This is a genomic window from Dietzia sp. IBK-p2-16D, assembly GCF_057773085.1.
Genome location: NZ_JBYMTL010000002.1, coordinates 596,541 through 621,359 on the forward strand (window position 1 = coordinate 596,541; position 24,819 = coordinate 621,359).

At 69.5% G+C, this 24,819-nt stretch carries 17 protein-coding genes and 1 tRNA gene; 6 read left to right on the forward strand and 12 right to left on the reverse strand.

The features are described from left to right. Nucleotides 1-44: 44 nt before the first annotated feature. Together AC3DE3_RS07175 and ppsA are read right to left on the reverse strand one after the other, a co-directional pair. On the reverse strand, nt 45-1,883 hold the full coding sequence (locus AC3DE3_RS07175) for an acyl-CoA dehydrogenase (RefSeq protein ID WP_260488967.1): 1,839 nt from the start codon (nt 1,881-1,883) through the stop codon (nt 45-47). A 188-nt stretch (nt 1,884-2,071) separates the two neighbouring features. Continuing rightward, entirely contained in the window at nt 2,072-4,393 is a 2,322-nt protein-coding gene (gene ppsA, locus AC3DE3_RS07180; RefSeq protein ID WP_488369494.1) for a phosphoenolpyruvate synthase, read from the reverse strand. A 103-nt stretch (nt 4,394-4,496) separates the two neighbouring features. Between ppsA and AC3DE3_RS07185 the strand changes: the two genes are divergently transcribed. After that, a complete protein-coding gene (locus AC3DE3_RS07185; protein WP_488369495.1) occupies nt 4,497-5,510 on the forward strand; it encodes a methyl-accepting chemotaxis protein in 1,014 nt (337 codons plus the stop codon). 59 nt (nt 5,511-5,569) lie between these two features. Here AC3DE3_RS07185 and AC3DE3_RS07190 read toward each other — a convergent pair whose 3' ends face one another. The 6 genes from AC3DE3_RS07190 to AC3DE3_RS07215 all read right to left on the reverse strand — a co-directional run bounded on the left by AC3DE3_RS07190 (nt 5,570) and on the right by AC3DE3_RS07215 (nt 12,364). Continuing rightward, nucleotides 5,570-6,862 carry a PucR family transcriptional regulator gene (locus AC3DE3_RS07190; RefSeq protein ID WP_488369496.1) on the reverse strand — a complete coding sequence of 431 codons (1,293 nt, stop codon included), beginning with the start codon at nt 6,860-6,862 and terminating at the stop codon, nt 5,570-5,572. 61 nt (nt 6,863-6,923) lie between these two features. Continuing rightward, entirely contained in the window at nt 6,924-8,342 is a 1,419-nt protein-coding gene (locus AC3DE3_RS07195; RefSeq protein ID WP_488369497.1) for a phytoene desaturase family protein, read from the reverse strand. Between the two features lie 4 nt (nt 8,343-8,346). After that, nucleotides 8,347-10,227: a DUF3556 domain-containing protein gene (locus AC3DE3_RS07200; RefSeq protein WP_488369499.1), complete on the reverse strand. Its 1,881-nt coding sequence runs from the start codon at nt 10,225-10,227 to the stop codon at nt 8,347-8,349. 74 nt (nt 10,228-10,301) lie between these two features. Further along, on the reverse strand, nt 10,302-11,759 hold the full coding sequence (locus AC3DE3_RS07205; RefSeq protein ID WP_488369500.1) for a class I adenylate-forming enzyme family protein: 1,458 nt from the start codon (nt 11,757-11,759) through the stop codon (nt 10,302-10,304). A 218-nt stretch (nt 11,760-11,977) separates the two neighbouring features. Then, nucleotides 11,978-12,048, reverse strand: a tRNA-Gly gene (locus AC3DE3_RS07210). Nucleotides 12,049-12,109: 61 nt separating this feature from the next. Continuing rightward, a complete protein-coding gene (locus AC3DE3_RS07215; protein ID WP_488369501.1) occupies nt 12,110-12,364 on the reverse strand; it encodes a hypothetical protein in 255 nt (84 codons plus the stop codon). A 215-nt stretch (nt 12,365-12,579) separates the two neighbouring features. Here AC3DE3_RS07215 and AC3DE3_RS07220 point away from each other — a divergent pair, with 215 nt between their 5' ends. The 4 genes from AC3DE3_RS07220 (at nt 12,580) to AC3DE3_RS07235 (ending at nt 16,426) form a co-directional block, all read left to right on the forward strand. Then, nucleotides 12,580-13,410, forward strand: a complete 831-nt coding sequence (locus AC3DE3_RS07220) for a DUF2470 domain-containing protein (protein ID WP_488369502.1) — start codon at nt 12,580-12,582, stop codon at nt 13,408-13,410. A 169-nt stretch (nt 13,411-13,579) separates the two neighbouring features. Then, nucleotides 13,580-14,386 carry a hypothetical protein gene (locus AC3DE3_RS07225; RefSeq protein WP_488369503.1) on the forward strand — a complete coding sequence of 269 codons (807 nt, stop codon included), beginning with the start codon at nt 13,580-13,582 and terminating at the stop codon, nt 14,384-14,386. After that, nucleotides 14,367-14,930, forward strand: coding sequence for a dCTP deaminase (gene dcd / locus AC3DE3_RS07230; protein WP_366221211.1), 564 nt, complete (start codon nt 14,367-14,369; stop codon nt 14,928-14,930). Before AC3DE3_RS07225 ends, dcd begins: the two co-directional genes overlap by 20 nt. A 92-nt stretch (nt 14,931-15,022) precedes the next feature. Further along, the gene (locus tag AC3DE3_RS07235) at nt 15,023-16,426 is read left to right on the forward strand and encodes a UDP-glucose dehydrogenase family protein (protein WP_488369504.1); all 1,404 of its coding nucleotides are present in this window, start codon (nt 15,023-15,025) and stop codon (nt 16,424-16,426) included. An 11-nt stretch (nt 16,427-16,437) separates the two neighbouring features. Here AC3DE3_RS07235 and AC3DE3_RS07240 read toward each other — a convergent pair whose 3' ends face one another. The 3 genes from AC3DE3_RS07240 to AC3DE3_RS07250 form a co-directional block, all read right to left on the reverse strand. Next, nucleotides 16,438-17,691, reverse strand: coding sequence for a pyridoxal phosphate-dependent aminotransferase (locus tag AC3DE3_RS07240; RefSeq protein ID WP_488369505.1), 1,254 nt, complete (start codon nt 17,689-17,691; stop codon nt 16,438-16,440). A gap of 239 nt (nt 17,692-17,930) precedes the next feature. Further along, nucleotides 17,931-21,158, reverse strand: a complete 3,228-nt coding sequence (locus AC3DE3_RS07245) for a (Fe-S)-binding protein (RefSeq protein ID WP_488369506.1) — start codon at nt 21,156-21,158, stop codon at nt 17,931-17,933. Nucleotides 21,159-21,332: 174 nt separating this feature from the next. After that, on the reverse strand, nt 21,333-22,961 hold the full coding sequence (locus AC3DE3_RS07250) for a S1 family peptidase (protein WP_260488952.1): 1,629 nt from the start codon (nt 22,959-22,961) through the stop codon (nt 21,333-21,335). A 240-nt stretch (nt 22,962-23,201) separates the two neighbouring features. On the opposite strand from AC3DE3_RS07250, the gene gdhA reads away from it, so the two are divergent. Further along, nucleotides 23,202-24,548: an NADP-specific glutamate dehydrogenase gene (gdhA, locus tag AC3DE3_RS07255; RefSeq protein ID WP_260488951.1), complete on the forward strand. Its 1,347-nt coding sequence runs from the start codon at nt 23,202-23,204 to the stop codon at nt 24,546-24,548. Here gdhA and AC3DE3_RS07260 read toward each other — a convergent pair. Beyond that, nucleotides 24,541-24,693 (reverse strand): hypothetical protein, encoded by a 153-nt coding sequence (locus tag AC3DE3_RS07260; protein WP_488369507.1) that lies wholly within the window; start codon nt 24,691-24,693, stop codon nt 24,541-24,543. The two genes, gdhA and AC3DE3_RS07260, sit on opposite strands and share 8 nt — an antisense overlap. Nucleotides 24,694-24,819 lie beyond the last annotated feature (126 nt).

The window sequence follows — 24,819 nt, forward strand, 5'->3', positions numbered from 1 at the left end:
GCGGATTCGATGGCGCGGGCCCGATGCGGCCCGTCAGGTGGGGATCAGAACGCGGACTCGTCCAGCTCCATGAGCTCGTTGCCGAGACCGGCGACGATCCCGCGGGTGGCGGTGAGCAGGGGCAGCTCGTTCGTCGCGAACCACCGGGCCGCGGCGATCTTGCCGTTGTAGAAGTCCTTGTCGTCGTCGGACGCCCCGTCCAGTGCGCCGAGGGCGACCTCGGCGCCGACCAGCAGACGCCAGCCCATCATGAGGTCACCGAAGCCCATGAGCACGCGGACCGAGGCGAGCCCGACCGTGTACAGGCGCTTGGGGTCCTCCTGCGAGCCCATGAGGTGATCGAAGCAGGTGCCGATCATGGCCTCGACGTCCGCGAGGGCGGTCGCCAGCAGCTCACGCTCAGCGGACAGTTGGCCGCCGCACGCGTCCTCGGCCAGGAACTTCTTGATCTGCGCCGACACGTGGCCCACGGCGGTGCCGCGGTCACGGGCGATCTTGCGGAAGAAGAAGTCCTGGGCCTGGATCGCCGTGGTGCCCTCGTAGAGGGAGTCGATCTTGGCGTCGCGGATGTACTGCTCGATCGGGTAGTCCTGCAGGAAGCCCGACCCGCCGAACGTCTGCAGCGACTCGGTGAGCAGCTCGTAGGCGCGCTCGGAGCCGACGCCCTTGACGATCGGCAGCAGCAGGTCGTTGACCCGGTGGGCGAGTTCGGCGTCTGCGCCGGACGCCCGCAGGGCGGTCTCGGGGTCCTGGTGGGCGGCGGTGTACATGTACACGGCGCGCAGGCCCTCGGCGAATGCCTTCTGGCGGATCAGCGCACGACGCACGTCCGGGTGGTGGGTGATGGTGACGCGCGGAGCGGTCTTGTCGGCCATCTCGGTCATGTCGCCGCCCTGGACGCGCTCCTTGGCGAACTCCAGAGCGTTGAGGTAGCCGGTCGACAGGGTCGAGATGGCCTTGGTTCCGACCATCATGCGGGCGTGCTCGATGACGTCGAACATCTGACGGATGCCCTGGTTGAGCACGTCGCCGCCGACCATCCAGCCCTTGGCGGGGACACCGTGGCCGCCGAAGGTGACCTCACACGTGGTGGACGCCTTGATGCCCATCTTGTGCTCGACACCGGTGACGAACACGCCGTTGCGCTCGCCCATCTCGTTCTTCTCGAAGTCGAAGTGGAACTTCGGCACGAAGAACAGCGACAGACCCTTGGTGCCGGGGCCGGCACCCTCGGGGCGGGCCAGGACCAGGTGGAAGATGTTCTCGAACATGTCGTCGGCGTCGGCCGAGGTGATGAAGCGCTTGACGCCCTCGATGTGCCAGGAACCGTCGTCCTGCTGGATCGCCTTGGTGCGGCCGGCACCGACGTCCGAGCCCGCATCGGGCTCGGTGAGCACCATGGTGGCGCCCCAGCCGCGCTCGGCACAGGTCGCGGCCCACTTCTTCTGCTCCTCGGTGCCGTTCTCGAAGAGCACCGCGGCGAACGACGGGCCGGCTGAGTACATGAACGCCGGCGGGTTGGCGCCGAGCATCATCTCGCCCGTGGCCCAGACCATGGCGCGGGGAGCCGGCATGCCGCCGATCTCCTCGGGGAGACCCATGGACCAGTAACCGGCGTCGAACCAGGCCTTGAACGACTTCTTGAAGTCTTCGGGGATCGAGACCGAGTGGGTCTCCGGGTCGAACACCGGAGGGTTGCGGTCGGCGGACGCGAAGGACTCGGCGACCGGCCCCTCGGCGAGGGTGGCGACCTCGGCGAGGATGCCCTTGGCGGTCTCGGTGTCCATGTCGCCGAACTCACCGGCGTCGAGTGCCTCGTTCATACGAAGGACCTCGAACATGTTGAACTCGAGATCCCGGACGTTGCTCTTGTAGTGACCCATAACGGTCTTCTCCGTTCGGAGTGCGGTGTCATGAAATGTGTCGCGCCCGAGGAGCCGGTGCCCGCAACCACTGGTACGCCGGAACCTACTCGCCGGTAACAAAACAGATGCTAGTGCGTTGTCAGCAATCAGTCCAAGGTGAGGAAAGGCTCTGATTACGGCGAGGACCTGCGAGAGCGCCCGGTGGGTCAGTCACGTCCCGGGTGGGGGACCGCTCGGGCGGCATCGAGCAGGATGGTCCGCTCGGCCCGGGCGACGGTCCGCCGGGTCATCTCCGCGTAGTCCGGCGTGACGGAGACGGACGTGACCCCCTTGCGGACGAGGTGTTCCGCCATACGGGGATCGGTCGACGCGGCCTGTCCGCACAGCGACACGGTGAGGCCCGACTCGTGGCAACGGTCGATGATCTGGTCGATGAAGGCCAGGACCGCCGGGTCCATCGAGTCGAACAGGTCCGCACACACCTCCGAGTCACGGTCGACCCCCAACGTCAGCTGGGTGAGATCGTTGGAGCCGATCGACACCCCGTGGATGCCCATCGCCGCGTACTCGGGGATCCAGTGCACCACCGAGGGGACCTCGGCCATGATCCATCGCTTGAGCCCGGTGTCGCGCCCGATCGGGTGTGCGTCGATGATGTCCAGGCAGGCACGCAGTTCCCAGCCGGTCCGGACGAACGGGATCATCAGGTGAAGGTTCCGGTGCCGCTGCCGCACCCGGGCGAGCGCATCGAGCTCCAACCGGAACAGGTCCGGTTCCCGGGTGTAGCGGAAGCAGCCGCGGTAGCCGATCATCGGATTGCGTTCCTCGGCCTCCACCTCCCCGCCGAGTAGTCCCCGGAACTCGTTGGATCGCAGGTCGGTGGCGCGGTACACCACGGGCCTGGGGTCGAAGGCGGCGGCGATGGTGCTGATCCCCGAGGCCATCCGTTCCACGTACTCCTCGGCCCTGCCCTCCTCGACGAGCCTGCGCGGGTGCAGCCCCTGCAGCGCGCTCGTGATGAGGAACTCCGCTCTCAGCAGGCCGACGCCGTCGACGTCCATCGCCGCGACCCGCGCCGCGGCGTCCGGGGTCGCGAGGTTGACGTAGACGGCCGTGGCGGTGACCTCCCGGGTACGCACCTCGGGAGCCGTGTCGGCATCGGCGGGAGCCTGCGGTGGTGTGGCCTCGCGGACCTCTCCGGGGTAGACGACGCCGGCGGTGCCGTCGACGGTGATGGTCTGCCCGTCGGCGATGTCGGTCGTCGCGGACCGCGTGCCCACGATCACCGGGCGCCCCAGTTCGCGCCCGACGATGGCGGCGTGACAGGTGACGCCGCCCTCATCGGTGACGATCGCGGCGGCGCGCTGGAGGATCGGCAACCAGTCGGGGTCGGTCATCGTCGCCACCAGGATCTCGCCGGCGGCCAGGTTCACCCCGTCCGCCAGCTCCGTCAGGACCCTCGCGGTCCCGATCGCGGTGCCCGGCCCCGCGCCGAGGCCAGAGGCGATCGGCGCCACCCCGTCCCCGTCGTCCCCGGTGCCGCCGGTCCCGCCTGGGGCATCCGCGTGGGCGGCGTCGGTGTCCAGCGTGGTGATCGGGCGGGTCTGCACGATATAGAGCTCACCGTCCTCGAAGGCGAACTCGGTGTCCTGCGGCAGGCCGTAGTGCTGCTCCGACATGACGGCGAGGCGGGCCACCTGGCGCACCTGGTCGTCGTCGAGCACACGGTTCAGCTGCTCGGCCTCCGGGACGGGGACGAGTCCGTCCGCCGTGCGGCCCGCGACGATCCGGGCGACCTTCCGGCCCACGTGCACGGCGAGGATCCGCAGGTCGGCTTTGGACACGACGTAGGTGTCGGGCTCGACCTTGCCGCCCACCACCACCTCGCCGAGCCCGAACGCCGCCTCGATCACCACCCGGTCGACCTGGGAGGTGCGGGGGTCGGCGGTGAAGGCCACGCCCGAGGTGTCGGAACGGACCATCTTCTGCACCACCACCGCGATCGACGGTTCGTCGTCGTACCCCGTCACCGCCCGGTAGGTCATGGCGCGCGGCGTCCACAGCGAACACCAGCAGTCCCGCACGGCCTCGAGCACCGACTCCTCGCCCACCACGTCCGTGTACGACTCGTGGATACCCGCGAACGAGGTGTCACCGGCGTCCTCCGCGGGCGCGGAACTTCGGACCGCCACGGGGACGTCCGACCCCAGCGACCGGTAGTGGGCCAGGATGTCCTCGCGCAGGCGGGGCGGCATCTCCACCGCGGCGACGGTGCCGCTGAGCTCCGCCGCGAGGGACATCAGGTCCGCCTCGCTCAGCCCCTCCTCCGGGACGCGGCGGTCGTGGAGACGGGTCCGGACCCCGGCCGCGTCCATCGCGGCGAGGTAGGCGGACTGGCCCACCGAGAACCCCGGCGGTACGGGGAACCCCGCGCCCGTCATCTCCCCGAGATTGGCGGACTTCCCGCCGTACTCCGGAGCGTCGGCGAGCCGCAGCTCGGCGAAATCGGCGACCCAGCGTGTGTTCATCTCTCGCCCCTTTGTGATCGCGGCCCGAAGGGTCCGGACCGTGACTGTCCCCATGGTGTGCAGACCGGCCGCCCGGTGTGGGCGGTTCGGGCACAATCAGCGCATGGCCGAGATCCAGCTCCGCGTCCCTTCCGCCTCCTCCGTGGTGGGGACGGCGTTCCGAGTCGTGGAATGGGAGTTGAGAATGGCCAGGGAGCTGCTCCTGCTGCCCGCCCGTGTGCTCGCACTCCTCGCCGATGTCGAGGACGTAGTCGAGCGGATCCAGGACCTCCTCGACGAGGTCAACAGGACGGTGCGCGCGATCGACGGGATCGTGGCCACGGCCGTCGACACGGTCGACGGTGTCCGCACCACGGTGGCGAGGGCCAACCGGGTCGTCGACGAGGTCGCGGACACGGTGTCCGCCGCGGACGGGATCGTCGGCCGGGTGGGCTCGACCGTCGACTCGGCCGAGGGCGTGGTGCGCCGGGTGGACGGCACGATCGACTCCGCGGAGGGCGTGGTGCGCCGGGTGGACGGCACGATCGATTCCGCCGAGGGCGTGGTGCGCCGGGTGGACGGCACGATCGACTCCGCCGAGGGCGTGGTGGCTCGAGTCCGGACGACGGTGGACACCGCCGACGATCTGGTCCTCGACGCCGGTGGGCTCATCGAACGGGTCGTCCCGCTCGTCGACTTCGCGGATTCTGCGTTGGCACAGGTCAAGCCCGTCGTGGAGGCGCTGCTCGTGGACGCGGACCTGGATGCGGACAAGGCCAGGCTCGTGGCGACCCGCCTGACCGAGGTCCTGGCGTGGGCGGACAAGACGATCCGGCTGCTCGAGCCGATCGCCGACGACGTCCTCGAGTCGGTCGACCCCGAGGAGGTCAAGGCGGTCATCCAGTTCATCGACCACCTGCCGGCACTGGGCAACACCCTCGAGAACGACGTCATGCCCGTCCTGGCCTCCCTGGACACCGTCGCGCCCGAGGTCCACCAGATCCTCGAGGTGGCGCAACAGTGCCTCGAGGCCGTCGCGGGCATCCCCGGGTTCCAGCTGCTGCGCCGCCGCGGCGGGGACAACGGCAAGTCGACTGAGCGCCCGAGTCCCGGACCCGCGACTCCGGACCGGACCTGATCGGCATCGACGCCCGAACTCCGAACGGCGCCCGTCCGGTCCGCTTCGAGCGTGCGTGCTCAGCCGGATGACGTGTGGTCGTCCGGAGTCAGGACCACGCCGCCCAGGGCGTGGCAGACGGCGAGGGCCAGGTGCGTGTCCAACCGCCTGGACCCCGGTGGTCTGCCCAGTTCGTGCTCGGCCTTGGTCAGCCGGTACTTGACCGTGTTCCTGTGCAGGAGAAGGTGGGCCGCCGTCTCGGAGTAGTTCTCCGCCGAGTCGAGGAACACCCGAACCGTCTCCCGTTGTCTGGCGGCATCCTCGGTGTCGTAGGCCAGGCGGCCGAGAACCTCGCGGACCCAGCGGCGAGTGGATGCGATGTCCTCGGCCAGTCGCGCGATGACGGGGATCCCGGCGTCCGCGTACGAGACCACGTGGGCCACGTCGCTGGTGGAGACCTGCGCGACGGTCGCGGCGAGCGCCGCCTGGGTGCGGGTGGTCCGGAACCCCTCGATCCCGACGCCGGGTGCTCCGAAGGAGACCCGGGCACCCGGGGTCGCCGCAGCTATCGGCGCGACGACCCGGGTGTCCACCGTGGGCCGGCGCCCCTCCATACCGAACCACACCTCGGCGGCGGCTCGGCCCGTGGCGATCATCAGCGGCGCACGGCTCACCTCCAGCCTCCCGGCGAGAGTGGTCACGACGTTCTCGAGGAGGCGCGATTGATCGGCGACGGCACCGAAGTCGTCGATCCACACCCGGCACGCGACGTGCGTCTGGCCCAGGCGGTATCCCGTGACCCTCTCGAACTCTGCGGGGTCGATGTCCTCCCGCTCCAGGACCCGGTTGACGATCACGTTGATCGAACGGGCTGCCTGGTTGTGGGAATAGCGCAGCTCCTCCTCGTGCGCGGCGATGACGGTACGGGTTATCTCGTCCACGTACTGGAACAGCCATCCGGCGAGGTGATGGTAGAGCGGCAGCTTCTCGTGGTCCTCGCAGTCGACCTCCTGCACCTGGTCGAACACGTGGGCCAGGAGACAGTCGGAGCCGACGTGATAGGCGCGCCGGAGGGAGGCACTGGAGACGTCCCTCCGGGCGAGCGCGACGGCGTAGTGGAGGGCGTCGGGCAGGGGAGGGAGGTCGTGTGCGTCCTTGGTGTGCGTCAGCATGTCGATGATGACCTCGACGTTGTTCGCCACACTGGCGTGGAGAGCGGTGTGGGTGTCCTCTTCGGTCAGCTCGCCGATGGCGTCCTCGATGGCCGCGGTCATGCTGTCGGAGATCGCCGCGGTCCGTGAACTGAGCCTGAGACCTATGCGGCGGGTCAGTTCACGGAGGCGCTCGGGATCTTGCGGTGTTGTGCTGAGCATGTGTGCGGGCAGGATCGAGTCCACATGGTGGCTCAGGTCCCGCCGTGTCCTTCCTCCGTGATCACCGTCTGGACAGGTACGACAGGGCGGAACGCGCCGCGTTCCACCCGGCCATCCCGTGGGCGCCCGCCCCGGGCGGGGCGGCCGCCGAGCAGATGTAGATCCCGGGCACTCCCGTCGAATAGGGGTCGAGGGCGACCCGGGGCCGGAACACCAGTTGTCGAGGGTCGTTGGCACCCGTCACGATATCCCCGCCCACGTAGTTCGGGTTGTGCTCTTCGAGTTCATGGGTCGAGCGTGTGTGGATCTGGTGGACCCGGTCGCGGAAACCGGGCGCGAAGCGTTCGATCTGGTCGATGATCGTCTGCGTGGCGTCGCCCGTCCATCCGGCTGGGACGTGGGCGTACGCGTCGACGGGATGGAGCCCGTTCCTCGCCCGGCCGGGGTCGGCGACGGACTGTTGGCCGACCAGGATGAAGGGCCGCTGCGGCATCTCCCCTCGGACGACCTGCCGCTCGGCGGCGGCGATCTCGCCGAAAGTGCCTCCCACGTGGACGGTGCCGGCCGCCCGGGACGGCTCGTGCGACCACGGTATTCCTCCTTCGACCGCGAACGCGACCTGGAACGCGGCCGGTCCGTGTCGGAAGCGTCGGTAGGCGCGGTCGACCCGCCGGGGCAGGATGCCGGTGAGGATCCGGGCAGCTGCGGAGGGTGAGGTGTCGAGCATGACCACGTCCGGCCTTCCGAGCTCCCGGTGGTCGCGAACGGTGATCCCCGTTTCGATCCGGCCGCCGAATCCGTCCAGCATCGTCGCCATGGTGGTCGCGATCGTCGCCGAGCCCCCCACTGCGACCGGCCAGCCGAATCGGTGCGCGGCCGTGCCCAGTGCGACGCCGATCGCCGAGGACATCACGGAATCGAGCGGGCGGAAGGCGTGCGCGGCGACGCCCCCGAACAGTGCCCTGGCCTCGTCGCCGTGCCATCGGCGGGCGAGGAGGCTGGCCGGCATCGCGGCGTAGGCCCCGAAGCGGGCGAGAGCCAGGGGATGGTTCGGGATGTGCAGGAGGGGTTGGAGGAAATCCTCGGCGATCTGGGGGAACCGGGCGTCGAGTGCACCGAACATCCGCCGGTAGGACTCCCCGTCGGCGCCGAGGTGTGAGGCCGTCCGGTCGACCGACTTCCAGACCGCCGCACCCTTCCCGCCGTCCAGGGGATGGGAGTACTGGACCTCCGGGAGTGCCCACCGTAGGCCGTGGGCCTCGAGGTCGAACTGGCGGCTGAAGCCGGTGTCGACGGCGAGGGGGTGGAATCCCGAACACTGGTCGTGCAGCAGGCCGGGCGAGGTCATCTCGCCGGACCTGGTGCCGCCGCCGATGGAGTCGGATGCTTCCAGAACGGTCACATCGACCCCATCGGCGGCCAGTGTCAACGCGGCTGCGAGACCGTTGGGTCCGCTACCGACGATGATCGCTGAAGGCATGGACTCAGCTCATCCCGACCGTGGACTCGTCGCGACCGTCCGTGAGGGAGACCTCGGTGAGCGGGCCCTCGGCGCCGGGGGAGGAGGGAACGCTCGCGGACGCCCGCTGATCGGCCGGCAGGTACTCCGGGTGGCGCCAGGTCACGGTGAACGGGATGGGTCCGTTCGGAAGCCACGGCTGCTCCGTGACCACGTCGCGGACGTCGTAGTGGCCACGCTCGACGACCCCGAGGGCCGCGTCGATCACGCGGTACTCGATGGTCTTCTTGTGCAGCGGCTGGGACTCGGTCCAGACGCTGATGAACTCACCCGGTTCGAAGTTGCACCGCTTCTGCACTGCCGCGATCGTCCGCTCGTCGAACAGGTGCCCGTCGCCGAACTGCCACCCGGAGAAGAAGGTGCACAGCACCTCGCCCTCGCGGAAGCGGTAGTTCTCCATGCTGTCCAGGACCGACGGCATGATCGACATGTGGCCGCGGCCCTGGGTGTTCATCATCCGGAACGCGGTGGTCTTCTGCAGGAACATCTCCGCGCCCTCGGGGCCGAACAGCGCCGACAGCTGGTTGTGCGGGGACGTCATGGACGTCACGAAGGCCGGGTTGTCCAGCTTGGCCTCGCACCCGTTGTTGCGGAACGCCATCGTGGAGGAGGCCCAGTTGCCGGCGTACTGACGCATTCCGATGAGGAACGAGATCTTGTCGGGCCGGAAATTGCCGACTATCGGACCGGTCAGGGTGAGGACCGCGGCGACCACCACGACCCAGACGCTGCTCGCGTCCCACAGGGTGTACCCGTCGCCGGCGAAGAAGGCCAGGAACACGATCGGTGTCGCGAACACGTAGAAGAGGTTCCACTCCTGCGGCATGGCCAGCGCGAACATCGAGTAGATGAACACGTGGAAGCACATCATGAACGCGGCGGCCAGGACCGCGACGGTCCAGTTGGTGGTGAACAGCAGGATGAGCGGGACGACGAACTCGACGATCGTGCCCATGACGTGCGCGGCGAAGAAGGCCACCTTGGTGGGCATGAGGTCCTCGGGGGCGTTGCGGTAGAGCGACCGGCGCAGCGCCTTGGACTTGATGAGCGGGCCGTTGGTGAGCATGGTCTGCACGGTGGGCGTGAAGTGGACACCGATCTTGGAGATGAACGCACCCCACCACACCGCGAACATCGCGATCTTGGCGACGATGATCATGTCCACGTGGCCGGCGCCGAAGGTGGTGAGCACACCGAAGCCGAGCATGATGACGGAGTACTGCTCCGGCCGGGAGGCCAGGAACGTGACCCTGTCCCGCAGGCCCATCACCAGCTGGATCGCGACGAACGTGACGAACGGCCACAGGGGCACGAGTCCGGCCTCGCTGTAGGCGGCGGCGGTCTGCTGCCCGGGCAGAACCAGGCCCAGCGCGAGGGTGGCGAGCATCGCGAAGTAGAGCGCGACGTCGATGGCCTTGCGCTCATCCCCCTTGGTGAAGGGGACCTTGTCCGGCCAGGGCGGGAGCCGCAGCGTGCCGGTCCGCATCCAGTAGCGGTACCCGGCGGTGTTGGGCTTGAACTTGAACGCCAGCGGGCCCCACGATTCGTTGAACCCGGTGGCGGACCAGAGGATCACCCAGATCATGGCCTTCTGGTAGACGATCACCTCGCCCCACCACGCGCCGAGGTCGGTCAGCGGGAGTCCGGGCGTGGAGAGTCCGATGGCGAGCCAGCCGCCGATGAAGAAGACCAGCCCCTTGATGAGATACAGGGAGTGCATGATCTTCGGCGCGCCGAATCCGAATTCCACCCAGTGGTGAGCGAGCAGTTTCATCCGTTCCATCGTCGGGATGGTCTCGAACTTGGCCGGATCGATGTCCGGGACATCGGCTTGTAGAAACCCCATGGGGGACTCCTTCTCGGGTTGGGTTGAGGGGGTGAGGTTGAGGGGGTGAGGTTGAGGGAACGAGGGGTGAGGGGTCAGGCGACGAGGGAGGTGCGCAGGCGCGGTTTGTCGATCTTCCCGACCGGGTTCTTGGGCAGTTCCGACGTGATGGTCACCTCGACGGGCACCTTCACCCGGGTGAGGCGTTCACGGCAGTGTGCGATCACGGCGTCGGGTGACAGCTCCGCGCCGGGGTAGGGGACGACGAAGGCCACGGGGACCTCACCGAGCACGTCATCCCGGCGGCCCACCACGGCGACCTCGAGTACTCCCGGCAGGCTGCCGATGGCGTTCTCGATCTCCTTGGGGTACAGGTTCTCCCCGCCGCGGATGATCATGTCCTTGATCCGGTCGACGATGCTGAGGTAGCCGTCCTCGTCGAGCCGGCCCACGTCACCTGTGCGCACCCATCCGTCGACGATCGTCGCCGCGGTCGCCTCCGGCATGTTGAGGTAGCCGGCCATCACGACGGCCCCGGTGATCAGCACTTCCCCGGTCTGCCCGGTGGGGACGTCCCGGAGGTCGTCGTCGACGATCCGGATCCGCTGGCCGGGTAGCGCCGGTCCCACGGTGCCGGGTTTGCGCGGGCCGTCGATCGGGTTGACCGCCGAGGCGCAGGTGGCCTCGGTCAAGCCGTAGCCCTCGAGGATGGGCACGTCGAAGAAGTCCTCGGCCGCGGCCAGGAGTTCTCGCGTGGCCGGAGCCGCGCCGCAGACGGCGAACCGGAGTGAGGACATGTCCGGTCGCCTGCCCCCCGCCCTGGTGAGCAGCAGTGCGTAGATGGTGGGTACGGCGGAGAAGTAGGTGGGCCGCAGGCGCTCGACGGTGTCGTAGAACTTCGGGGCGTCGAAGCCGCCCATGATCGTCAGTTGCGCACCGACCTGGAGGGGTGCCAGGAGGCTGACCATCAAGGCGTTCACGTGGAACAGCGGCAGGAGGAGCAGGCAGTGGTCCTCGGCGGTCATCCGCATGGTGTCGGCCATGGTCCGGGACATCGCCGTGGCATTGGCATGGGTGAGCATGACGCCCTTGGGGCGCCCGGTGGATCCGCTGGTGTAGATCACCAGGGCGAGGTCGTCGTCCGCCAGGTCGACGGGGCCGAGTTGCGCGCCGCCCCCCGACGTCCTTAGGTCACCGACGCTAATCGCCGGTCGCCCGCCGGAGGGGGAGTCAGGGGTGGAGTTCACGACGAGCACGGCGTCGGCGTCGTTGATCTGGTGATCGGCCTCGTCGTGCGTGAAGTTCGGGTTGATCGGGGTGGCCGCTGCGCCGAGATACCACGCGGCGAAGATGGAGATCACCAGTTCGCTCCGGTTGGGGAGCATCACCGCGATCACGTCTCCGCTGGTGACGCCCTGTTCGCGGAACTGTGCCGCCACCGAGGTCACCGCTCGGTCGAGTTCGCGGAAGGACATCTGGGTCGCGTCGTCACGGATGCTGGGGGCGTCGCCGAAGCGTTCCGCGAGTGTTCGGGGGAGGTATCCGGGTTGCACATCTACTCCTCGTCGGCGACCTGTGTGATCTCGGACACTACGGAGATCGGGCGGCCCACACATCGGTAGATGTGACAAACTTCACGTCTTGAGTAGTGCACGGTGCACTAAGGGGTGTGTGTGGTCGGGGAGGGCCGGCGTTGGCGGCCGATCGCGGAGACGACTGAGGGGCACCTCCGTGATGGAGGTGCCCCTCGTGGGGCCCGTACGGGCTGCGGAGCCGATGACGGGAATCGAACCCGCGCTGTCTGCTTGGGAAGCAGAAGTTCTACCATTGAACTACATCGGCAGTGCCTGCTGGAGGCCGGTTCAGGTTAGCACGAGCCCCGGTGGCCGCAGGCGCGGTGGGGTCACTTCCGGGCGGACTTGCGCTTCGCGCCCGTGGTCATCGGCCGCTTGGGCTGGTTCAACGACGCGCGGGGGACGAATCCGAACGCCACGCCACCGATCACCGCCACGGCGACCGCACCGATGATCCACGGCGTGACCGATCCGCCGCCGGTGATCCCCATCAGCACGATGAGTACGGCGACGCCGACACACACCCACGACCACTGGGTCCAGCGCCAGAAGTACTTCGAGGGCTCGTCCCTGATCTCGTCCATGGGCCCATTTCACCACGTCAGCGGGGGTCGGCGCATATCCGCCGAACGCTCGCGGGGGTCGTCGGGTCGGGGGAGCGCCGGAATGTGGCAGGTCTCACGTGGTTTCCGGGGCCGTTCGGGAACGAAAGGCGCCCGCCGTGCGCTGAACTGGAGGACAGTCCGTTTTAAGCGACCGGAGATCCGGTCGGCGGAAGCAGCCTTTCAGGAGGTGCGTGGTGGACGACGTCAACGAGCGGCCGGTCGCCGAGCGGGTACGGACGGTGCTCGCCCGGGGTGCGGCGGGCACGGTCGAGGCCGGGTTGCTCAGGCGGCCGCTGCGTTCCGCGCGGGTACGCGATGACGGGGTTGTCGTCCTGGTGGTCGACGTCGGCGGCATGTCGCGCGACGCCGGTGACGCCGACCGGATCGCCGCCGCCGGTGCCACCGCGACGGTCGAGATCGTCGACGCGGTCTGTACCGGACGGTGCCGGGAATCCGCGCCGCGGCCGTCGTTCGCCCTGGACGGCCGCCCCGCGTCGTGCGGCGCGGGTCGGGGCGGGGGACGAGGTGTCGGGGGCGACGACGACGAGTGCACCGTCGCCCGAGGCGTCGTCATCATCTCCGGGATCGTGACGGCCTCGTCCGCGGCACGTCGGCGCAGGCTGGTCACCGCCGACGGGGGCGGGACGGGCCCGAACTCCGAGGGTGGGTCGCTCCGGCTGAGCGATCTGCAGCCGCTGGAGATCACTTACCTCGCCGCGGACGGCGTCCACGTGGTGCCCCGGGCGGCCCTCGCCGCTGCGTCGGTCGACCCGATCGGCGTCGACGAACAGGTGTGGCTGCGCCGTCTCGCGGCCGACACCGGCCTCGCGTCCCGACTCGCCCTGCGTGCGGGACATCAGATCGCGGGTACGGCTCCGCGCCTCGTGGCGATTGACCGGTATGGGGTCGACCTCTCCCTCCGTTCGACAGGGGGCGGGTTCGGCGAGGTCGTCCGACTGCCGTTCCCGCAGGTCTGCGACGACTCCGAACAGGTGCTGGGCGCACTCGCGGCACTGTCCGGGTGAGCCGTTCCGCAACAATTTCCGGAAGACTCTTGCAATACAGGTAAGCCTTACCTAAGTTCATTGCGGCGGGTAGTCACGTCCCCGCTCCGGTTTTTTCCGTTCCGGCGCCACCATCCCCGAGGCGCCGGAACGGAAAAGGCCGGGACCACGATGGCGAGAGGGCTGAGGCATGCGATCACTGGTGGGACCCGTCCCCGAGCCGGCCGAGCGGGCGGACTCCGCTCTGCGGCGCTGCCCGAGGGCCACGCTGAGCCTGGGCACCTCCCCCTCGCCCGGGACGGTGGCCGCAGGGTCCGCCGACACGGCCACGCCCCCGGTCGCCCTCGTGCACCGCGCGCCCGGAACGGCCGACCTCAGTCTTGTCATCCCGATGGCCGACACCGCCGCCATCCCCTTCGGCGGAGTGCGTGCCCGTCTCGAGGTGATCGACGAGATCCTCGGGGGTGCGGCCCGGGGCCGGTGTCGCCGCCTCGTCGTCGTCGACGGTCGGGTCGAACAGCTCGGCACGCGCGCCCAGCGCCTCGCCGCCGGCCGCATCGCGCGAGATCTCCCCGACTCCGCACTCCTCGGCGTGGGGTCCGATTCCGCCCTCGTCCGGCTACGGGCGGACACGATCCTGCTCACCGACGACTCCGGCGTCACCGCCATCGCCCCCGACGACCTCGCCACGTCCGGACCGGACCCCTTCACCGACCTCGAGGGACACTGGCTCGATCACCTCAACGACCCACGATGCCAGATGGTCCCGCGGCTGGCCCTGCGCGTCTGCCGCTGCCTACCCTCCGAGCGTCCCCTCCTGATCGGCATCGACCGTGCCGGCGTCGACCTCGAGCTGACGGACCGCGAGGGCCGCGCCCGACGCGAACGCCTGCCGTTCGCCGAGGCGTGCACGAGCGTCACCGAGCTCGGGACCCAGCTCCGCTTGCTCGCCGGAGGCGCGCGGTACCCTCAGGACCGTGCTGCTCTCCGACCGTGACCTCCGTTCCGAGCTCGCCGACGGGCGGCTGGGCATCGACCCCCTCGACCCCGAGCTGATCCAGCCGTCGAGCATCGACGTCCGCCTCGATCGGATGTTCCGCGTCTTCAACAACTCCCGCTACACGCATATCGATCCGGCGCAGCAGCAGGACGAGCTCACCGAGCTGGTCGAACCCGCCGAGGGGGACCCGTTCGTCCTGCACCCCGGCGAGTTCGTGCTGGGGGCCACCCTCGAGCGGCTCCGGCTCCCTGATGACCTGGCCGGGAGGCTCGAGGGCAAGTCCTCCCTCGGTCGGCTCGGGCTGCTCACCCATTCTACCGCCGGATTCATCGACCCCGGCTTCGACGGCCACATCACCCTCGAGCTGTCGAACGTCGCGAACCTGCCCATCACCCTGTGGCCCGGGATGAAGATCGGCCAGCTGTGCCTGTTCCGCCTGTCCAGCCCCGCCGAGACCCCGTACGGCAGCGCCGCCGTGGGCTCGAAATACCAGGGTCAGCGTGGCCCCACCGCCTCGAAGGCATACCTGAACTTCCGGTGACCCGGCCGGCGGCGGCCGCCCGGTGCCCACTGCTCGCCCGTCGTTCACCAGCCCGTTCCCCCCGCGCCGCGTCGACGGGGTAGAACAGCGCCATGCGTATGACCGTGTTCGGGACCGGGTACCTCGGTGCGACCCACGCCGCCTGCATGGCCGAGCTGGGCCACGAGGTGCTGGGGGTGGACGTCGACGAGGCCAAGATCGAACGTCTGCGGCGCGGTGAGGTGCCGTTCTACGAGCCAGGGCTCCCGGAGATCCTGCTGCGGCACGTGGAATCGGGCAGGTTGCGGTTCACCACCGACTACGCCGAGGCGGCCGCGTTCGCCGACCTGCACTTCGTCGGGGTGGGGACCCCGCAGCGCAAGGGGGAGTTCGCCGCCGACACCTCGTATGTGGAGGACGTGGTGGCCCGGTTGGCGCCGCTGCTGTCCGCGGACGCGGTGGTGGTGGGCAAGTCGACGGTGCCGGTGGGTACGGCGGCGCGGCTGCAGGGGATCGCCGACTGGCACGCGCCCGACGGGGTGCGGGTCGAGGTGGTGTGGAATCCGGAGTTCCTGCGCGAGGGGTTCGCGGTCCACGACACCCTGACGCCGGATCGGATCGTGATCGGCCTTGCCGGCGGCGAGTCGGCACTAGGGCTCGCGCGGGAGCTGGTTGAGGAGGCATACGCGCCGATCCTCGAGGCCGATCCGTGTCCGGTGATCGTGACGGACCTGGCGACGGCCGAGCTGGTCAAGGTCAGCGCGAACGCGTTCCTGGCGACCAAGATCAGCTTCATCAACGCGGTGTCGGAGGTGTGTGAGGCCGCCGGCGCCGATGTGACGGTGTTGGCCGATGCGATCGGTATGGACAAGCGGATCGGGCGGCGCTTCCTCAACGCTGGCCTGGGCTTCGGTGGCGGCTGTCTCCCGAAGGACATTCGGGCGTTCATGGCCAGGGCCGGTGAGCTGGGCGCGGACGAGGCGATGACGTTCCTGCGGGAGGTCGACTCGATCAACATGCGTCGGCGCGAGCGGATGGTGGACCTGGCCGTCGAGGCGTGCGGCGGGACGGTCATCGGCAAGACCGTCGCGGTGCTGGGGGCGGCGTTCAAGCCGAACTCCGATGACGTGCGGGACTCGCCGGCGCTGAACGTGGCGGGGATGCTCTCGCTCAAGGGCGCGAGCACCGTGGTGTACGACCCGCAGGCCCTGGACAACGCCCGGGCCCTGTTTCCCACGCTGACGTACGCCGGGTCGGCGCTGGGCGCCTGTGAGGGCGCCGACGTGGTGCTGGTGGCCACCGAGTGGCCGGAGTTCGTCGAGCTGGACCCGGCCGCGGTCACCGGGGTGGCGCGAGGTCGGGTCCTGTTGGACGGGCGCAACTGCATGCCCGCCGACCTGTGGCGCGCCGCCGGATGGACTTACCGCGCCCTCGGACGCGGGGTGCCGGCGCCGTCGGCGTCACCCGCCGGGCCGGGATCCGCCGGGCCGTCGCCCGTGGCACGAGCCCGGGCCTGACCCTCCCGCCGCTACTGCCTGTACGAGGCCAGGAAGTTGCCGATCCGCTCGATCGCCACGCCCAGGTCGCGGGAGGCGGGCAGGGTGACCACCCGGAAGTGGTCGGGGTCCGGCCAGTTGAAGCCCGTGCCCTGGGTGATGAGGATCCGTTCCTGCTCGAGCAGGTCGAGGGCGAACAGCCGGTCGTCGTGGATCTCGTGGACGTTCGGGTCCAGCTTGGGGAAGGCGTACAGCGCGCCCATGGGCTTGACACAGCTCACGCCCGGGATCGTGTTGAGCTTCTCCCACGCGATGCCCCGCTGTTCGTGCAGCCGGCCGCCGGGCTCGATGAGTTCGTTGATCGACTGGTAGCCACCGAGCGCCACCTGGATGGCGTGCTGCGCCGGGACGTTCGGGCACAGTCGGGTGGACGCGAGGAGCTCCAACCCCTCGAGGAAGCCGGCCGCGTGCGCCTTGGGGCCCGTGATCGCCAGCCATCCCGCCCGGTAGCCCGCCACGCGGTAGGTCTTGGACAGTCCGTTGAAGGTCAGCACGAGCAGGTCGTGGGCGAGGGTGGCGATGGAGGTGTGCTCGGCCTCGTCGTAGACGATCCGGTCGTAGATCTCATCGGCCAGGATGAGCAGGCTGTGCTCGCGGGCGAGATCGACGATCCCCTGCAGGACCTCACGCGAGTAGACCGCGCCGGTGGGGTTGTTGGGGTTGATGACCACGATGGCCTTGGTGCGCGGGGTGATCTTGGAGGCGATGTCCTCGAGCGACGGGTTCCAGTCGTCGTCCTCGTCAGCGAGATAGTGGACGGGCCTGCCGCCCGCGAGCGAGGTCATGGCGGTCCACAGCGGATAGTCGGGCGCCGGGATGAGGACCTCGTCGCCGTCGTCGAGCAGCGCCTGCATGGTCATCGTGATCAGCTCGGACACGCCGTTGCCGAGGTAGATGTCGTCGACGCTGAGACGGGGGAAGTCCGGGACCAGCTCGTAGCGCGTGAAGATCGCCCGGCGGGCCGACAGGATGCCCTTGGATTCCGAGTAGCCCTGCGCGTGGGGGAGCGCGGCGATCATGTCGCGCATGATCACGTCCGGTGCCTCGAACCCGAACGGCGCGGGGTTGCCGATGTTCAGCTTGAGGATGCGGTGGCCCTCGGCCTCGAGCTGATTGGCCCTGGCCAGCACCGGCCCGCGGATCTCGTAGAGGACGTCCTTGAGCTTGGAGGACTGGTCGAGCGTGCGCAGCTGGTGGAGTGTGCGTCCCGTGGTCTCAGGCGTCATACCTTGCGATTGTGCCACCTCGGGTCAGTGTGTCCCTCGTCGCGCAGGGTGGATGTGCGGTGGGACGTGGTGGCACCATGCCCGGCGATGCGACCTGTCGGAGTGTCCCGATCATGTGGGCGAGCACAGAGGTCCCGGAAAGGATGTGCGGACGCAGGCGCCCCCGGGGACCAGCCGCAATGCACTGCGGCCCGTGATCAGGAGTCCTGGTCACGGGCCGCAGTGGTGTCCGGTGGGCGTCAGCCCAATGACAGGCCGTAACCGCCGGACTTCTTCGAGCGGGGGATCGCCCCACCCGATGCGGGTTTCGCGGGGGCGTCCTGCTCCGGTGCCGGGGCCTCGGTCGACGCTGCCTCGGTCGAGGCCTCCCCGGAACCGGCGGGCTCTGCCTTCGCCGGAGCCTCGGTCGTCGTCGGGGCTGCGGCCGGAGCCTTCGGAGCGGCCGGAGCCTTCGGCGCACCGGGCGCCTTCGGTGCGCCCGGAGCCTTGGCCCCACCCTTGAGGCCCAGGCCGACGGTCGGCTTCGCGGGTGCGGACGGCGCGGCAGCCGTGGTGGGCTCGGCCTGCGCGGTGTCGGCCTGTGCGGTGTCGGTCTGCGCGGCGGCGGACTCGCCCGCGGACGGCGCGGCGGCCGCTGCCTTGGCGGTGCCCGGAGCCTTGGCGGAACTCGGGGCCTTCGCCCCACCCGGAGCCTTGGCCCCGCCACCGAGCGTGAGTCCTCCCGACTTCGGTGCGCCGGCGCTCGGCTTGGGAGCTCCGGTGGTGGCCGGAGCGGAACCCTGGGCGGCCTCGCGGGTCTCCTCGGTGCGTTCGGCGTCCTTGACCGCGGACTGCGCCTCGGTGGCGGACTCACCGGTCCCGGCGGCGCCGGGGGCCTTCGGAGCGCCGGGGGCCTTGGGACCGCCGGGGGCCTTGCCCCCGCCGCCGAGCTTGAGGCCACCCGACTTGGGTGCGCCGGTCGAATCGGCGGCCGACGGGCCGGCCTCGGCGGCGCTGGCCGCTCCGCCGGAGCCGGCGGCGGCGACCTCCGCACCCTCGCCCTTGTCGACGACGGCGTTGTCCGGCGCGGCCTCGGCCGGGGCGGCGGGCGCGGTGGCCGGGGCGGCCTGTGCGGTCTCCGCGTCGGCGGCGTCGCGCTCGGCCTGCTCGGCTTCCTTCTCCGCCTTCGTCTTCTCGCGCTTGGGCTGCTCCAGCCACTCGGCCTGGCGCGGCTCGGGCAGGCCACCGTCGCGGGAGACCGACTCCAGCAGCAGCTGGGCGACGTCCACGACCTCGACCTGGCCCTCCTGCTCGGTGCCGTCGGTCTGGGCGGTGGCACCGTCCGAGAGCATCACGCGGCAGAAGGGACAGCCCGTGGCGATCTTGGTGGCCTTGGTCGACAGCGCCTCGTCGACACGATCGATGTTGATCCGCTTGCCGACCGTCTCCTCCATCCACATGCGCGCGCCACCGGCGCCACAGCACATGGACCGCTGCCCGTGACGGGGCATCTCCGTGAGGGTCACGCCCGACCCGTCCATGAGCTCGCGCGGAGCCTCGTAGACCTGGTTGTGGCGACCGAGGTAGCACGGGTCGTGGTAGGTGACGCCGCCGTCGATGGGGGCCACCGGCACGAGGCGCTTCTCGCGCACGAGACGGTTGAGGAGCTGCGTGTGGTGGACCACCTGGTAGTCGCCGCCGAAGTCGCCGTACTCGTTCTTCAGCGCGTTGAGGCAGTGGGCACACGTCACGACGACCTTGCGCTGCGCGGCGGGCACGCCGTCGAACGCGTCGTTCATGACCTCGATGTTCTGCTGGGCGAGCATCTGGAACAGGAACTCGTTGCCCGCGCGGCGGGCCGAGTCACCGGTACAGGTCTCCCCCTGGCCCAGCACGGCGAACTTCACACCGGCGGTGTGCAGCAAGGAGGCGACGGCCTGGGTGGTCTTCTTGGCACGGTCCTCGAAGGCACCGGCACAGCCCACCCAGAACAGGTACTCGGTGTCAGCGAAGTTCTCGATGTCCTTGCCGATCACGGGGATCTCGAAGTCGAGGGCGTTCATCCAGTCGTCGCGACCGGAGTTGTTCTGGCCCCAGGGGTTGCCCTTGTTCTCGAGGTTCTTGAACAGGCCCGCGAGCTCGGTCGGGAACTCCGACTCGATGAGCACCTGGTAGCGGCGCATGTCGATGAAGTGGTCGACGTGCTCGATGTCCACCGGGCACTGCTCGACGCACGCGCCACAGGTGGTGCAGGACCACAGGGCCTCGGGGTCGATGATGCCGGCGGCCATCGGGTCGTCGGAGGCGTCGGCGGTGGTGTGGCCGACCAGGGGACGCTGGGCCTCCAGGCGCGCGGCCTCGGGGATCTTGGCGAGCTTGGCCTCGTCCGGGTTGCCCTCGGCGTCGACCAGGCCGGTCTCCTCACCCATGGTGGTCTTGCCACCCGCGAGGAGATAGGGCGCCTTGGCGGCACCGTGGTCTCGCAGGGACATGATCATGAGCTTGGGGCTCAGCGGCTTGCCGGTGTTCCACGCGGGACACTGCTCCTGGCAGCGGCCACACTCGGTGCAGGTGGAGAAGTCCAGCCAGCCCTTCCACGAGAAGTCCTCGATGGCGCCCGCGCCCAGCTTGGGCTCGAAGTCCTCGTCGGCCTCGGTGAGTTCCTCGACCTTCTCCATGGTCAGCGCGACGCCGTCCATGGTCATCGGCTTGAGGGGGCCCAGCGCGGTGCGGCCGTCGGCCTCGCGCTTGAAGTAGATGTTGAAGAACGCGGAGAAGCGGTGCCAGGCGACGCCCCACGTGATGTTGCGGCCCACGACGTACAGCCAGATCATGCCGGTGAGCAGCTTGATCAGCGCGAAGACCGAGACCATGAGTTCGTTGGCCGGCAGGATCGTCGACAGCGGGCCGGTGACCCAGTCGGTGGACCAGTGGAAGTGGTACCCGTCGGCGGCCTGCAGCGAGAGCTTGCCGGCCTTGACGAAGATCATGCCCAGGCCCTCGAGGAGCACGACGGTCTCGACGAAGTAGGCGGCCTTACGGTCGGAGCCGACGAAGCGGTTGAGGCCGCGACGCTGGTTGACCTGGCGGATAATGATCAGCACGGTGATACCGATGACGGTGCCCAGGCCCAGGAACTCGTCGACGGCGTGGTACCAGGCCTGGTCGGACAACCAGGGCCAGCCGCCGCGGGGGTTGAACGTCTGGATGTAGGCCTCGAACCAGACGATCGAGCCGAGCAGGAAGCCCACCATGACGAACCAGTGGAAGAAGCCCACCGAACGTTTGCGGGCCATCCGGGTGTGGGCGCCCACCTCGACGATGACGTTCTTCACCCGGGGCAGGATCGGCCGTAGCCGGTCGAATCCGTCCTTCTGTCCCAGGAACAGGCTGCGCACCATGCGCGTGACGCCGCCTATGAAGGATGCCCAACAGAACAGACTGAGCAGGACGCCGATCGTCCCGAGTGTGATGGTCACGCCTGACATGGTTCGCGGCCTTTCGTCGCACTTCTCGACGCACGAGCACTCATAGGACCCTGTGGGCGCCCGTCGACTGTGTCGAGGTCAAAGGTAAGCCACGCGGGCCCCGTCTGCCGAGTTGAGGCTGCCCTTACCGGAGCAGACTCCACTCGCAGGCGGGGCCCGCGTGGGAAGGGGGGATCAGTTGGTCCGGAGTGTCAGCCCGGGGTGGGCCGCCAGCACGTCCGCGATCGGGACGGCGGACAGGCGCGGGGTGATCCCGGCCGCACGGGCCACGGCGTCGGCATCGGCGCAGGTACCGGACTCCGCGACGTTGGACGCGCTCGAGATGCCCAGGGCCCGGTCCCCGGAGAAGACGACGCCGCCGCTGTCCCCGGGGAGCGCGCACAGGTCCACGGTGAAGGCGCCTGCGATGGTCCGCGAGCCCGACACGTCGATGGTGGTGCCGACCTGCGAGATCGTGCCGCAGGAGAAGCCGGTCCGGAAACCGGTCTTGCAGGCCTTCTGGCCGACGACCGGAGCCGCGGTGCCGACGATCGCCTGGGTGCTGTCCGGCCCGGTACCCACCAGGTTGGAACGGAACCGGTCCGCCACCTCGTCGTCGACCGCGATGAGCGCGGTGTCGATGTTCTCGCGCTTGGTGCGGGTCATGGTGCCGAACTCCTCGCCGTCGGCGAGGGCGGCGCGGGTGCCGTCGGCGCCGGCGCAGTGCGCCGCGGTGATGACGACGGGCTTGCCGTCGAGTTCACCGTTGAACCCGGTGGAGCACTCGAGGATCCCTCCGGGGACCCCCACCTGGTAGGCGGTGCCGCCCACGAGTGGCCCCGCCGGGGTCGGGGCCGTCTGGATGGCGCGGCGCTGGTCGGCGGGAACCGGGGTCGCGGGGTCGACCATGGTCTGGCCCATCATCCCGTCGATGATCGACCCGGTGCCGGGGGTCAGCCCGGCCAGGAGGTCGACGATCGTGCGCATCGGTCCCTCGGGGACGAAGCCCGCGTCATTGAGCAGGGCCAGGCTGCCGAGCGATCCGGAGTCGCCACCGCTCCCGGGTGTCTCCGGCGCTCCGGCCCGGGCGCCGGTGCGGGTCGTCGCAGGTTCGAGCCCGTCCATCGTCGGCTCGCCGTCGGACTCGGTGCCTCCCTCGCTGCCGAACGGGGCGGTGTCGAACGCCGGGTCCGGAGCCTCGATCATGTCGATCTCGGCGAGGTCGCGCAGGCGGGCGTCGAGGTTGCCGAGCTGGGCCGCCTCGCCGCCGCGGGTGGTGACGACGACCGTGTTGCGGGTGGGATCGACGCGGACGTCGGTGACGAGCTCCCGTAGGTCCTCGGGGAATCCCTCGATGATCGTGACGACCTGACGCTCCCGTGCCTCGAGCTCACTCGTGCTGAGGGCGACGTCCTTGACGGTGAAGCCGGCCCGGGTGGCCTCGCGGCGCAGGTCCTCGCCGGCCGCGCCCGCGACGACGCCGACGAGACCGGTGCCCTCGTCGTCGAGCCAGACGCCCCCGAACGCCTCGCGGAACTGCTGCTCCCACCTCGGTTGTGCCGCGGAGAGTCGCTCACCGATCCCGGCCTGGGTCAGGAACTGCTCGGGAGTGAGTCCGAGATCACGTCGCAGTGCCTCGACGAGCGACGTGAGCTGTGGAGCGAGGGCGTCGGCGAGCGCGGGAAGAGGCTGCTCGACGGCGGGTCGGGCGGCGGAGGGAGCCGGGTTTCCCGGTGTGGGAGCGGGCGCCGCCCCGGCGGGGGTCGCGGTGACCACCAGCGCCGCGGCGGCGGCGACGGCGGCGAACTTCGAGGTGATGCGCATGATGGCCTTCCGGAATGCACGGCTGGTCGGCGACGGGCCCACCGGCCGCGGTTCGGTGTGTTGCGGCTCAGATTACGGAGATGTGATTAGTGAGTCCAGTGCGACACGTGTGATTGGTGGGATTTGACTGGCGCTTGATGAAGCGGAGCTGAGTCGGAGATTCGGGGGACCTGCCGCTAGGCTGCCTCTTCGGCAACGACGCACGCGTCTTCACCAAAAGACTTATCGACCGGAGGTCCCATGTCCGATGCCGACGCCGCACTCCACGACGCCCTTGACACCGTGGTGCGACGCAATCCCGGACAGCACCTCTTCCGCCAGGCAGTGCACGAGGTCCTGGAATCCCTGGCGCCCGTGGTCAGGCAGCACCCCGAGTACGTCGAGGGCGGCATCCTCAAGCGGATCATCGAGCCTGAGCGGGTCGTCTCCTTCCGCGTGCCGTGGGTCGACGACGCGGGCGTGGTCCAGGTCCAGCGCGGGTTCCGCGTCCAGTTCAGCTCCGACCTGGGTCCGTACAAGGGTGGTCTGCGGTTCCACAAGTCGGTGGACGAGGACACCCTGAAGTTCCTCGGCTTCGAGCAGGTCTTCAAGAACGCCCTCACCGGCCTCGGCCTGGGCGGCGGCAAGGGCGGATCGGACTTCGACCCCCACGGTAAGAGTGACGCCGAGGTGATGCGCTTCTGCCAGTCGTTCATGGCCGAGCTCGCCCATCACATCGGCGCCGATCTCGACGTGCCCGCCGGTGACATCGGCGTGGGCGGCCGCGAGATCGGGTACCTGTACGGCCAGTACCGCAAGGTCACCGGACGTAACGAGGCCGGAGTCATCACGGGTAAGGGTGTCGGGTACGGCGGCTCGTGGGCACGAACCGAGGCCACCGGCTACGGGCTCGTCTACTTCGTCCGCGAGATGCTCCGCGACACGGAGTACAGCCTCGAGGGCTCCCGGGTGGTCGTCTCCGGCTCCGGCAACGTCGCGATCTACGCGGCCAAGAAGGCCGCCCAGCTCGGCGCGACCGTCGTGGCCTGCTCCGACAGCCAGGGCTACGTCGTCGACGAGGACGGCCTCGACCTGGACCTGCTCTCGGACATCAAGGACGTGCGCCGCGAGCGGCTCACCGCGTACGCCGAGGAGCGCGGCAACTGCAAGTACGTCGACGGGCGTTCGGTGTGGGAGGTCGAGTGCGACATCGCGCTGCCCTGTGCCACCCAGAACGAGCTCGACGGCGAGGCCGCGCGACTGCTGGCCGACAACGGTTGCCGGGTGATCGCCGAAGGTGCCAACATGCCGTGCACCGAGGAGGCCGTGCAGGTCATCCACGAGCGGGGAATCCTCTTCGGACCCGCGAAGGCCGCCAATGCGGGCGGAGTGGCCACCAGCGGTCTCGAGATGCGGCAGAACGCGGGCCGGCTGCTGTGGGACTTCGAGCGGGTGGACTCCGAGCTCGACCGGATCATGACCACGATCCACGCCACCGCCGCCGCGACCGCCGAGGAGTACGGCGTCCCGGGTGACCTGGTCGCGGGCGCCAACATCGCCGCGTTCCGCAAGGTCGCCGACGCCATGCTCGCGCAGGGTGTCATCTGATCCGTTCCCGGTGGCGGCGTGCCGCGTCGTCGTCGTCGTCGTCGTCGCACCTTTGTCGTCGTCGCACCTTCCCGAATCTCCGACCGTAGAGCGTCCCGGACGCCACCGCCCCGAGGCGGTGGCCGGGGCGCTCTTCGTCGTTCATTGAGTCCCCTCGGCTCAATTGTGTGTGTGAGTTGCGCCACTGCCGGAATGGATTCGGCGGGGTGCCGGTTATACGGGTCGACAAACCTCAGCGAGCCGGACTCAAGTCGGGTTGACTCGACGGGCC